We start from the raw sequence: 13030 nt of genomic DNA on the forward strand, positions 1-13030 counted from the left end.
TTGTGCCTTCAACCTTTCTCTAAGAGAATTCCCTAAAATCTTGGTCTGCTTTTATGTTTAACAAGCTTTGATAGATTAAGCTGATTACATTGTCTACATCTTCTTTGTGCACCATTTCTACAGTAGTGTGCATGTAACGCAATGGTAATGAAATTAACGCAGATGGAACCCCACCATTTGAATAAGCAAAAGCATCAGTATCTGTTCCTGTAGAACGAGAAGAAGCTTGGCGCTGGAAAGGGATGTCGTTTTTCTCTGCTGTTTTAATTAACAATTTGTTCAAGTTGGTTTGTACAGCTGGTGCATAAGAAACAACAGGGCCTTTACCTGCAGATAAATCACCTTGTATGATTTTGTTAATCATTGGAGTGGTGGTATCGTGTGTAACATCTGTTACAATAGCAACATTTGGCTTAATACGTTGAGCAATCATTTCAGCACCGCGTAACCCTATTTCTTCTTGCACTGAGTTAACGATATATAAACCAAACGGCAATTTTTTCTTGTTTTCTTTTAATAAACGAGCAACTTCGGCAATCATAAAACCACCTACACGATTATCTAAAGCACGACCAACGTAATAACGGTCATTTAATACCATAAATTCATCTTCATATGTAATCACACAGCCTACATGGATTCCCAATTTTTCTACTTCTTCTTTAGTTGTACAACCGCAATCTAAAAAGATGTTTTTTAATTCTGGAGCTTGTTCTTTATCGCCATGACGAGTATGTATTGCTGGCCACCCGAAAACAGCTTTAACCAGACCTTTTTCAGTATGAATATTTACACGTTTTGATGGTGCAATTTGATGGTCTGAACCACCATTACGAATTACGTAAATTAAACCATCACTAGTAATGTAGTTCACGTACCATGAAATTTCATCGGCATGTGCCTCAATAACCACTTTATAACTAGCTTTTGGATTGATTACACCAACTGCTGTACCATAGTTATCGATAAAATGTTCGTCTATATATGGTTTCAGGTAATCTAACCAAAGTTTTTGACCTTCCCACTCATAGCCAGTTGGGGCAGGGTTGTTTATATATTTTTCTAAAAATTGTATAGATTTTTTAGTTACTACTGGAACGTGTTTTTTCTTGTTTTCTTCTTCTTTCTTCTTTGCCATATGTTATATGATTACACTGTTAAAGTGATTACTCAGATTTTTAATATTTATTCTTTTGAACTACCAAGGCACAAAGAACACAAAGCTTGCAATATTTTTTTAGTGCTTTTTGTGTCTTCGTGGTTAATTAATGGTTTCATATTTATTCGTTTGAGCGCCCCAAGGCACAAAATACATTAAGATTTATATATGTATTTTAACACTTGGTGTTCTTAGTGTCTTTGTGCTTAATTTCTAGTTCCATAATTACAAAATCAAACCCATCTGCGGAATAAGTTTTATCTGTTTCGTAGAAGCCAAATTTAGTATAAAATTCTTTTGCATTTACTCTTGCATTGCACCAAAGTTTTGTCAGTTTTTGAATCTTGCAAAAATCTATAAGATAATCCATTAATTGTTTGCCCAAACCTTGGTTTTGCGCTTCTGGTAAAACTGCTAGTTTTCGGAATTGACCAACATTGCCCTGCGTAAATAAAGAAACAACGCCAGTTAATTCATAGTCTACATAAATTCCGAAATGGACACCATCAAAATCGTTAGCTAATTTTACAAACTCATAAGGATGGTCTGGGTACATGGCAATATGCCTAATGCGCCAAGTTAATGCAGGGAATATTTGTTCTACTACCGCCATTTACAAAGGTATGTTACCGTGTTTTTTTCTTGGGTTGTTTACTACTTTATTTTCTAGCATTTTAAAAGCCTTTATCAGTTTTATACGAGTTTGAGACGGTTCGATAACCTCATCAACAAAACCACGTTCTGCAGCACGATAAGGGTTTGCGAAAATATCTGAATATAATTTCTCTTTCTCAATCCATTTCTCTTGAGGGTTTTCTGCAGATGTAATTTCTCTTTTAAAGATAATTTCTGCTGCACCCTTTGCACCCATAACGGCAATTTCTGCAGTAGGCCAAGCATAATTCATATCTGCACCAATGTGTTTACTGTTCATTACATCATAAGCACCACCATAAGCTTTACGAGTAATAACCGTAATACGTGGAACTGTAGCTTCACTAAAAGCATATAATAATTTTGCGCCATTGGTAATGATGCCATTCCACTCTTGGTCGGTGCCAGGCAAAAACCCAGGAACATCTTCCAATACTAAAAGAGGAATGTTAAAACAATCGCAAAAACGAACAAAACGAGCAGCTTTTGTAGACGAATTGCTATCTAAAACTCCAGCTAAATAGGCAGGCTGATTGGCAACAATCCCTAAACTTTTTCCCGCTAAACGAGCAAAGCCAACCACTATGTTTTCTGCGTAATCCTTATGTACTTCTAAAAAACTATCTGTATCAGCAACTGCTGAAATGATTTCACGAACGTCATATGGTTGCGTTGCATTTTGTGGCAATAGTTCGTTTAAAATGGGCCGACTTTCATCTGCCATTTCGTAAACTAAACTTGCTGGTGTTTCCTCGCAATTTTGAGGCATATAACTCAACAATTTTTTAACATGACTTATCGCTTCTAGTTCGTTTGCACAAGCAAAATGGGTTACGCCAGATTTTGTAGCATGGGTTACCGCACCACCTAATTCTTCAGAGCTTACTTCTTCATGTGTAACTGTTTTAACCACATTTGGTCCAGTTACAAACATATAAGATGTGTTTTCTACCATTAGGATAAAATCTGTAATGGCTGGAGAATAAACAGCCCCACCAGCACAGGGCCCCATAATAGCCGAAAGCTGTGGAATAACACCAGATGCCTGAACGTTACGATAAAAGATATCGGCATAACCACCTAAAGAAACCACCCCTTCTTGAATTCTTGCACCACCACTATCATTTAAACCGATTAATGGAGCACCATTTTTGGTGGCCATTTCCATTATTTTGCAAATTTTTTCTGCGTGAGTTTCAGAAAGTGAACCTCCAAATACCGTAAAATCCTGAGAGAAAATATAGGTTAATCTGCCATTGATAGTGCCATAACCAGTAACTACCCCATCGCCCAAATACTTTTCTGTCTCCATTCCAAAATCGGTGCTACGGTGTATAACCAATATCCCAATTTCTTCGAAACTTCCTTCGTCCATTAAAAAATGAATACGCTCTCTTGCAGTTAGTTTCCCTTTTTTATGCTGGCTATCAATACGAGCCTGACCGCCACCAAGGTGAGCCTTTTGTATTTTATCCTGTAAGATTTCAATCTTATTTTTCATCTCAAAATTCAATAAAATTTAACGCAGTCAAATTACGGTTATTAGCTTGTTTTTTGTACAGAGATTTTCATTTTTATATAATTGGTAGTGAATTGGTTTGTAAAAATCTCGTTTTAAATTACATTTTTATTACTTATATATTTGATAATCTCATTCTTTTGGAGCTATTTTTGAAGCAAACGAAAGAAAATTGTAAATGATTTATGTTTCTTAGAAAATACCGTGTGCTAATAGTAATTGCCTTTATGGGCATCTTTACTGCAAAGATGGTAATTTCTGGTGCACCTGTTTTTTTTGCTCATTTAGATAAATGCTTAATGAATGCTGTGATCATGCAGCTTGAAGCAGAAAACAATGGAGAGGATTCAGGTAAAGGCAATATTAAATTTGCTGATCATAAATTAATGATTCATCATTACGATTTAACTTATGTGCCTTTATTGATAAATCAAGGTATAACAAATAGTTTTATAGACCACTCTCGGCGATATGTAGACCCTTATCACCCTTCTGTACCAACACCACCACCTAACTTTTCATAATTTTTATTATTGTCACCTTGTTATGCAAAATTAATTTTTCGCATAGAGATGCCTTGTATTTAAAATTTATAAAAATTTAACGCAGTGAGTTATGGGAAATGAGAATTCGACCTCTTCTAGGTTCGAAGTAAAAAAATATATATTAAAAAAGAATTTAAAGAAAGACTTGCCATCAAGTGTAGTTGTCTTTTTGGTAGCGTTACCTCTATGTTTAGGTATTGCTTTGGCCTCTGGAGCACCATTATTTGCAGGTTTAATTGCAGGTATAGTTGGCGGTATTGTTGTGGGCTTTTTAAGTGGTTCGCAATTAAGTGTTAGTGGTCCGGCGGCAGGGTTAACCGCTATTGTATTAGGTGCAATTGCTAGTTTGGGTAATTATCAGGTATTTCTGCTTGCGTTGGTTTTAGCAGGAGTTCTTCAATTAGTGCTCGGTCTTATTAAGGCCGGCACAATTGGAAATTATTTTCCTTCGAGTGTAATTACCGGAATGCTAGCTGGAATTGGATTGTTGCTTATCCGTAAGCAATTATCACACGCAGTGGGATACGATAAAGATTATTTTTTAGATGAAGGCATTAGTGAAAAAGGAGCAGAGAATGCAATGTCAGCTATCGGGAATGCATTAAATTCAATTAGCTTAACCGCAACTGTAATCAGTGTATTGTCTCTTTTGACACTTATTTATTGGCCAAAAATCAAAAAACTAAATGTAGTACCTGCACCTTTTGTCGTGGTTGCTTTGGGTATTACTTTAGCAATTGTATCTAAAAATACTAATTATGCACTTGCACAAGAACACATGGTTAATATTCCAATGTTTAGTGGTTGGCAAGAATTTAAAGGATTATTTACCGCTCCAGATTTTTCGGCGGTTGGTAGATGGGACGTTTGGGTTGTTGCTGCTACAATTGCTGTTGTAGCAAGTTTGGAAACCTTGCTTGGAATAGAGGCAGTAGATAAAATGGACCCTATTAAACGAGTTACTCCAACTAATCGTGAACTTATAGCTCAAGGACTTGGTAATATTACAAGTGGTATGCTTGGTGGGCTTCCAATGACATCAGTAATTGTAAGAAGTTCTGCAAATGTTAATGCAGGAGCCAGGACTAAAATGTCGGCCATCTTCCATGGTTTGCTATTGCTATTGTCACTTATTCTGATTCCTGGAATCATTAATATGATTCCTCTAGCTTGTTTAGCTGCAATCTTATTGTTTACAGGTTATAAGTTAACAAAAATTTCCTTGTTTAAGGATATGTATCAAAAAGGCTGGGATCAATTTATTCCATTTTTAGTAACAGTTTTAGCAGTTGTATTAACCGACTTATTAAAAGGGGTAGCAATAGGTATGGCATTTTCTATATTTTATTTATTGCGTACCAATATGCGAAATCCATTCTTCTATAAAGTTCAAGAAGAAGGCAATAAAAAGAATATTAGAATTAAATTGGCAGAAGAGGTGTCCTTTCTAAATAAGGCAGCAATTCAGGTATTATTAACAGGAATACCAAAAGAAACAAACGTAATTATCGATGGTTCAAACGCTAGATATATAGATCCTGATGTTTTAGAAACCATTTTTAATTACAAGCATAATGCTTATACTAAAGGCATTATCGTAACTTTGGAGCACATAAAGAGTAATTATGTTGTTCCTAAATTAAATAACAAGATTGTAGAAGAAATTAATAAATAGAAGGATGAAGGCACATACTTTAGAAACACAAACATCAATTACCCCTGAAAAAGCATTTGAAATACTAAAAGAAGGTAATGAAAGATTTGTACAAAATTTAAAAACGAATAGGGATTTATTAGCACAAGTAAATGATACTAGGGCAGGACAATGGCCATTTGCCGTAATATTAAGCTGCATAGACAGTCGTACTTCTGCAGAATTGATCTTTGACCAAGGGCTAGGAGATATCTTTAGTGTAAGAATTGCTGGGAATTTTGTAAACCAAGACATTTTGGGTTCTATGGAATTTGGCTGTAACGTTGCTGGGTCTAAATTAATTGTAGTTTTAGGACACTCTAAATGCGGTGCTTTAAAGGGAGGATTGGATGCTGCTGCAATCCGTGAGACAGGAATGAAAAACCTTAGCCATTTAGTAGATCATTTTAACCCAATTATTGATGAAATTATTAGCGAAGGAGAAGAACGTTCATCTAAAAATAATGATTTGTTGGAAAGATTAAACGTGCAAAATGTAAAACAAACCATGGCTGATATCCGCAACCAAAGTACCACTTTAAACCAAATGGAAAAAGATGGAAAAATAAAAATTGTAGGTGCAAATTATAATGTAGAAACTGGTGTTGTAAGCTGGTTATAATTTTTTAAAGCCATTTAAAAACAGATAAGAATAACAGAGCCTTCATGATGTTTTGGAGGCTTTGTTGTTTATTTGAGATAAAAGTATCCAGAGGTTAATAATTAGAATTATGTGTGCAAAAACAATAGAAACAAAAGATATTACATATAAAGGCCTATTACAAGGCAATGTTGACTGGGTTGAGGATATGATTAAATCTGACCCTACCTATTTCGATAAATTATCAGCTGGTCAAACTCCACCAGTATTGTGGATAGGCTGTTCTGATAGTCGTGTGCCAGCTAATCAAATTACAAATACTTTGCCTGGCGATATTTTTGTACATAGAAATATTGCTAATGTAGTTGTACATACAGACATGAATATGCTAAGTGTATTAGATTACTCTGTTAATGTATTAAAAGTAAAACATGTAATTGTTTGCGGACATTATGGCTGTGGTGGTGTTAACGCTGCTTTAGGTAATAAGCAAGTTGGTATTATCGATAACTGGTTGAGGAATATCAGAGACGTTTATCGTATGCACGAAAGAGAAATGGCGACTATCAAAGATCCCGAAGCAAAATCTAACAGATTAGTAGAATTGAATGCTATTGAAGGTGCAGCGAATGTAATCAACACTTCAATTGTACAAAATGCTTGGGCAAACGGACAAGAACTGTCTGTTCATGCATGGGTTTATAGTTTAAAGACAGGCTTAATTAAAGATTTAAAAGTAAGCAGCCATAGTGTTGATGATGTTTCCCCAGTTTTTAAGGTAAGTTTATGATTTTAAAAACTAACAATAGTAAAATACCAAGCTTAGATTTGGTTTTTTTGAACTACTTTTTTATAGCTTAAAAATTTAATAAAGGATTGAAGCGCAGAAGAACTGCTTTTTATTTACATTCATCCTGCTTTCCACTTTATTTCTAATTATTTTTAAACAAAATAATTAGAAGATATCGTTTCAATCAGGCTAAATTTAGCGGTATTGCAAGTAAACCGTACATAGTAGCAGATTGCCGAAGTTTCTTAAACCTGACATACGCGAAAATCTCCTGAAACTTCCCCGATTTCATCGGGAATAGGATGTTTTAGGAATTGTAGCATTGGCACGACTTGCTTAAATAGTTTTGCAGGACTTGCTTTCAAAAGAGAATTAAATAGTAATGCAAAAAAAACCGTCCAAACATAAATTTGGACGGTTTTTGTAGTTTATTGTAATATTACTCAGCTAAAAATGGATAACGGTAATCTTTAGGTGGATCGAAAGTTTCTTTAATTGTTCTTGGAGAAACCCAACGTAACAAGTTAATCATCGAGCCAGCTTTATCATTTGTACCACTTCCTCTAGCACCACCAAATGGCTGTTGACCAACAACTGCACCAGTACATTTATCATTAATGTAAAAATTACCAGCAGCGTTGCGTAAACGGTGAGTTGCTTTTTCTAATGCATATCTATCTTTACCAATTACAGCGCCGGTTAAAGCATAAATAGAAGTGCTGTCAATAATATTTAATGTTTTGTCAAAATCTTTATCGTCGTAAACGAAAATGGTTAAAACTGGGCCGAAAAGTTCTTCGCACATTGTGGTGTATTTCGGGTCATCAACCACTAAAACAGTTGGTTCAATGAAATAACCTTTACTGTTGTCATAGTTTCCGCCAGCAATAATTTCTACACCTTTATCTTTTTTAGCTGCATCAATATATTTAGCTAAACTGTTAAATGATTTCTCATCAATAACTGCATTAATGAAATTGCTGAAATCTTCTGTTCCGCCCATTTTAAATGTCGCCAAATCGCGTTGCATGAATTTCTTAACTTCTGGCCAAACACTTTTTGCTATATAAACTCTACTTGCAGCAGAACATTTTTGTCCTTGATATTCAAAAGCACCACGAATAATTGCTGTGCTAGAAACTTCAGCATCTGCCGAACCGTGGATTAAGATAAAATCTTTACCGCCAGTTTCGCCAACTATACGAGGATAGGTTTTAAATTTATGAATGTTGTTTCCAATCGTTTTCCAAATGTCTTGAAATACACCAGTAGAACCCGTAAAGTGAATTCCTGCAAAATCGGGGTGTGAGAAAATCACATCTCCAGCATCTGGACCAGAAACATAAACTAAATTAATTACACCATCAGGTAATCCTGCTTCGCGGAAAATTTGCATCAAAACATTAGCTGCAAAAATTTGTGTGTTTGCTGGTTTCCAAACTACAACATTGCCCATCATGGCAGCAGAAGTAGGTAGATTTCCTGCAATTGCAGTAAAGTTAAATGGAGTTAATGCAAATACAAATCCTTCTAATGGGCGTTGCTCTAATCTATTCCAACTACCACGAGGCGAAACTGGTGGTTGTTGTTTGTAAATTTGAGACATATATTCTACGTTGAAACGTAAAAAGTCAATCAATTCGCAAGCTGAATCGATTTCTGCCTGATATGCATTTTTGCTTTGCCCCAACATAGTTGCAGCATTTAATTTATAGCGGTAAGGACCAGCAATTAAATCGGCAGCTTTTAAGAATATAGCAGCTCTGTGTTCCCAAGCTAAATTTTCCCAATCTGCTTTTGCAGCTAAGGCCGCATCAATTGCCTGACTAACGTGACTCTTGTTTCCTTTGCTGTAGTTGGCTAGCAAATGTTGGTGGTCATGTGGAGGAGTAATTCTTCCTTTTTGTTCGGTGTGAACTTCTTGTCCGCCAATGTACATTGGAATTTCAATCACTTTTGAGCGACTATCAGCCAATGCTTCTTTTAATAATTCGCGTTCTTTGCTTCCTGGTGCATAACCCAAAATGGTCTCATTAACAGGTGCTGGTACGTTAAAAAATCCTTTAAGCATAAATTAAATTCTTGTTTGCGCAAAGATAGGTTTTTACACTAAGCAGCTAAAATAAAAAACGCTTCAAATGAAATGGATTTGTAATAAAACTGGAATTTAAATATTAACAATTATCCCTATTTTTGAAACCTAGATGATTAAATACTTACGACTTTTCTTACTGCCTTTTTCTGTAATTTATGGTTTTATCATTCTGTTAAGGAATAAACTATACGATTGGGGTTTTTTAAAATCTACAAAATTCGACTTGCCTGTAATTTGTATTGGTAATTTGGTGATTGGTGGAGCAGGAAAAACACCTACTACAGAATATTTAGTTAGGCTTTTGGCAGATTATAAAATTGCTATTTTAAGTAGGGGATATGGTCGTGAAACAAAAGGTTTTTTACTGGCGGATAAAAATGCAACAGCCAAAACCGTAGGCGATGAACCGATGCAATATTTTCAGAAATTTAAAAATGTAACTGTTGCCGTTTGTGAGGATAGGGTTTTTGGTATCAATCAATTAAAAAACAGCCATGATGTGATTTTGCTAGACGATGCATATCAACACCGAGCTGTAAAAGCTGGTTTTAATTTACTTCTTTTTGATTATGCCAGCACCAAGAAATTTCAATTTATGCTGCCTGCAGGTAATTTAAGAGAACCTTGGAGAAATTACGATAGGGCACAAGCTGTATTAGTAACCAAAACGCCACTGCCATTAAACATGATGGATCAAATTGAGGTACGAAGAAAAATAGATACTAGAATAGATCAACGTATATCTTTTTCCTCAATAAAATATGGTAACCTGATTCATTTACACACCGAAGAAACTGAAGAGGTTAAAGCTGGTAATGTTATTTTTCTTTTAACTGCAATTGCTAATCCAAAGCCATTAAAAAGTTATTTAGAGGGATTTTCTACAGAAATTCAGCAATTTGAATACCCCGATCATCATAATTTTAGCAGTGAAAATATTAATACCCTAATTAATGCGTTTTACAATCATCCTGCTAAGCAAAAAATAATAATTACAACAGAAAAAGACAGTCAACGTTTATTAGGTGATAATTTAAAAGATTTACTGCTAAATTTGCCAATATACTACCTGCCAATAGAAATAGAATTGGCACCAAAAGATAAATTTACCTTTGATAAAAATATATTAGACTATGTTGCAAACCATAAAAGAATCAGTTGAGTACCTAAAACGTAAAATAGGAGAGTTTGAACCTGAAGTTGGAATTGTATTAGGTACCGGACTAGGTGGTTTAGTGAAAGATATTGAGGTTGTGCACAGTATCATGTATTCTAGCATTCCTAATTTTCCAATTTCTACATTAGAATTTCACTCAGGAAAATTAATCTTTGGAACTTTAAAAGGTAAAAAAGTAGTCGCTATGCAAGGCAGATTACACTATTACGAAGGTTATTCGATGCAACAAATTACTTTTCCAATAAGAGTATTAAATGCCTTGGGCATTAAAACATTATTTGTTTCCAATGCTGCAGGTTCATTAAATTCAGATTTCAAAAAGGGTGATTTGATGATTATTAATGACCACATTAACTTGCAACCAGAAAGCCCACTTCGAGGTTTAAACGATTCAGATTTAGGCCCTCGTTTTCCAGATATGAGTCAGCCTTATAATCGTAACTTAATTGCTGAAGGATTAAATATTGCTAAAGCAGAAAATATAACTTGTCATCAAGGTGTTTATTGTGCCGTAACTGGCCCCAATTTAGAAACCAAGGCAGAGTATAAGTACTTAAGAATTATTGGTGGTGATGCTGTGGGAATGAGTACTGTGCCAGAAGTTATTGTCGCAAACCATATGGGGTTGCCAGTTTTCGCTATTTCTGTATTAACGGATGAAGGTTTTCCAGAAGACTTACAGCCATTTAATTTAGAAGAGATTTTAGAAACCGCTTCACAAGCAGAACCAAAAATGACACAAATCCTTAGCCAGCTTATCTCTACATTATAATGCGTAAAATAATTGCATCCATCATTTTTTGTTTTTTGCTTTTTTGCTTTGCAAATTCTTTTGCACAAGATTTAAAAACCAATATCAATAACAATAAAGAATTGGATTCTTTAAGAAAAAAGGAAGAAGCTGGCTCAGATTCTGTAGTCTTTAACTCGAAATTTGTAAGGTACACTACTTATAAATTAACTAAAGACAGCATCAGGACAATTCCTATTGATACTGGCCTAACAGGAATTCAGAATTTTAGCCCAATTGCTCAACCTCGCAGGCCAACTGTAGGGACAGGACTTTTAGGTTTAGCTGCAACATCAATGTTGTTCGAGCCCTCAAAAACAATAGGTTTTGATGCAGGCTTTCATTCTCTAGATTTTTATACTTTAAACCATGAAGACATTAAGTTTTATCAAGCTCGTTCACCTTTTACTAGTTTATATTACATGAGCGGTTCTGATAAAGAACAAATGTTAAAGATAATTCATACGCAAAACATCAAGAAAAATTGGAATGCGGGTGCACAGTTTAATAGAATTGGGGCAAATGGAGACTACTTTCATCAAAGAGGAGATGACTTAAATGCTTCGGTTTTTACTTGGTATCAATCTACAAACAAACGATATAACCTTTGGGCAGATGCTGTCTTTAATACATTGAAGGCACAAGAAAATGGGTCAATACTAAAAGAAGGTATTTTTGAGCCTACTGGAGAAACATTGGTTGATAAACTGGCAGAACCTACACGTTTAAGAACAGCAAAACAGCTTTGGAGAAAAACATCTTTAATGTTAAAACAAACCTATTTTGTTGGCAGAATAGACAGTACTGGATTAAACTCAGCTCAAAATATCTTACCTACAAATAAGATAACTTATACCTTAACCTATACAAAAAATGCTTATTCCTTTAAAAAGGATGAAGATGATGCTTATCATGTCTTGCCAAAAGGTTTGGTAGATTCTATTTTTACTAACGACTCTACTAACGTTATGCACGTGCAAAATGAATTTATTTATAGCTTCTTTTTACGTGCAAAAGGTAGTTCGTTTATTAAAAACGAATTAAAAATTGATGCCGGTGTCAGACACGATTTTTACGATTATAAGCAATATGGAATCTTAAAAGATTCTAGTAATTATTATGCTCATACATCGGCTTTCCAAAACATTACTTTATTAGGTACTTTGGGTTATAGATTTAGTAATCGATTGGATTTAAATTTAGATGTACAACAGATTTTCCAAGGTGAAAATGCTGGAGATTTTTTATACGAAGCAAAAAGCAATTTGCTGCTAAGTAATAAATTCGGTCGAATTATTTTAGGGGCATATCTTCAAAATAAAAGCCCAGAAGAAGTTTACCGAAGATATTATGGGAATCATTACAGATGGGATTTTACAAATAGATTAGATAGTACATTAGATAGAACAAAAACTGCTAGTGCGTCTTTCGGTTATGTAAATGATAAATACAAGTTTGATGCAGCTGTAAATTATTACCTTATTACCGATTATCTATACTTCGCTCAAGATGGAACAAATAGTATTAAACCAACACAAGCCAGCGGAGATATCAATTTGCTTAAAATAAGTGTAGGTAAGAAGTTTACTTACAAAAGCTTTCACCTAGATGCTTATGTGGTTTATCAAAAAACCGACAGCAAAAATATCTTGAGAACCCCAGAAGTATATACTTTCAATAGTTTGTATAAAGACCAAACATTTTTTAAGGTGTTTAAAACGCAATTGGGTATCGATGTGAGGTATAATACGCCTTATAACAACCTTTCTTATTCTCCTGCCGCAAGCCAATTTTATAACAGCAACGCTACAATTTTGGGAACAAAACCAGTAGTTGATGTTTGGGTTAAAGCAGGATTGCGTAGGGCTAATTTATTTTTAAAATACGATTATGTTAATCAGGGGTTGTTTAATGGAGGTTTTTATACGGTAAATAAATATCCAATGCCAGATAGGTTACTGAAGTTTGGGGTAAGTTGGAACTTCTATGATTAGAGTAAGAGAGTCA

At 34.7% G+C, this 13030-nt stretch carries 11 protein-coding genes; 7 read left to right on the forward strand and 4 right to left on the reverse strand.

The features are described from left to right. Positions 1-19: 19 nt before the first annotated feature. The 3 genes from EZ428_RS20655 to EZ428_RS20665 form a co-directional block, all read right to left on the reverse strand. Positions 20-1138: a M42 family metallopeptidase gene (locus EZ428_RS20655; RefSeq protein ID WP_131555097.1), complete on the reverse strand. Its 1119-nt coding sequence runs from the start codon at positions 1136-1138 to the stop codon at positions 20-22. Positions 1139-1334: 196 nt separating this feature from the next. Next, on the reverse strand, positions 1335-1772 hold the full coding sequence (locus tag EZ428_RS20660) for a GNAT family N-acetyltransferase (protein ID WP_131555098.1): 438 nt from the start codon (positions 1770-1772) through the stop codon (positions 1335-1337). Further along, positions 1773-3314: an acyl-CoA carboxylase subunit beta gene (locus tag EZ428_RS20665; protein WP_131555099.1), complete on the reverse strand. Its 1542-nt coding sequence runs from the start codon at positions 3312-3314 to the stop codon at positions 1773-1775. It abuts the gene before it with no gap. Positions 3315-3517: 203 nt separating this feature from the next. Between EZ428_RS20665 and EZ428_RS20670 the strand changes: the two genes are divergently transcribed. From EZ428_RS20670 to EZ428_RS20685, 4 genes are all read left to right on the forward strand, one after another. Continuing rightward, complete coding sequence (locus EZ428_RS20670; RefSeq protein WP_131555100.1) at positions 3518-3856, forward strand: hypothetical protein; 339 nt, start codon at positions 3518-3520, stop codon at positions 3854-3856. Between the two features lie 91 nt (positions 3857-3947). Then, positions 3948-5552 (forward strand): SulP family inorganic anion transporter, encoded by a 1605-nt coding sequence (locus EZ428_RS20675; protein ID WP_131555101.1) that lies wholly within the window; start codon positions 3948-3950, stop codon positions 5550-5552. Between the two features lie 4 nt (positions 5553-5556). After that, positions 5557-6192 (forward strand): carbonic anhydrase, encoded by a 636-nt coding sequence (locus EZ428_RS20680; RefSeq protein WP_131555102.1) that lies wholly within the window; start codon positions 5557-5559, stop codon positions 6190-6192. A 109-nt stretch (positions 6193-6301) separates the two neighbouring features. After that, a complete protein-coding gene (locus EZ428_RS20685) occupies positions 6302-6961 on the forward strand; it encodes a carbonic anhydrase (protein ID WP_131555103.1) in 660 nt (219 codons plus the stop codon). A 439-nt stretch (positions 6962-7400) separates the two neighbouring features. On the opposite strand, the gene pruA is transcribed toward EZ428_RS20685, so the two are convergent. After that, a complete protein-coding gene (pruA, locus tag EZ428_RS20690) occupies positions 7401-9032 on the reverse strand; it encodes an L-glutamate gamma-semialdehyde dehydrogenase (RefSeq protein WP_131555104.1) in 1632 nt (543 codons plus the stop codon). Positions 9033-9165: 133 nt separating this feature from the next. Here pruA and lpxK point away from each other — a divergent pair, with 133 nt between their 5' ends. The 3 genes from lpxK to EZ428_RS20705 are packed head-to-tail and all read left to right on the forward strand — an operon-like array spanning position 9166 to position 13017. Then, positions 9166-10218 carry a tetraacyldisaccharide 4'-kinase gene (gene lpxK / locus EZ428_RS20695; RefSeq protein ID WP_131555105.1) on the forward strand — a complete coding sequence of 351 codons (1053 nt, stop codon included), beginning with the start codon at positions 9166-9168 and terminating at the stop codon, positions 10216-10218. Further along, positions 10190-11005 carry a purine-nucleoside phosphorylase gene (locus EZ428_RS20700; RefSeq protein WP_131555106.1) on the forward strand — a complete coding sequence of 272 codons (816 nt, stop codon included), beginning with the start codon at positions 10190-10192 and terminating at the stop codon, positions 11003-11005. Before lpxK ends, EZ428_RS20700 begins: the two co-directional genes overlap by 29 nt. After that, positions 11005-13017, forward strand: coding sequence for a putative porin (locus tag EZ428_RS20705; protein ID WP_131555107.1), 2013 nt, complete (start codon positions 11005-11007; stop codon positions 13015-13017). The genes EZ428_RS20700 and EZ428_RS20705 overlap by 1 nt, the downstream gene beginning before the upstream one ends. Positions 13018-13030: the final 13 nt, after the last annotated feature.

The sequence above is a fragment of the Pedobacter frigiditerrae genome, from assembly GCF_004331645.1.
Lineage (GTDB): Bacteria > Bacteroidota > Bacteroidia > Sphingobacteriales > Sphingobacteriaceae > Pedobacter > Pedobacter frigiditerrae.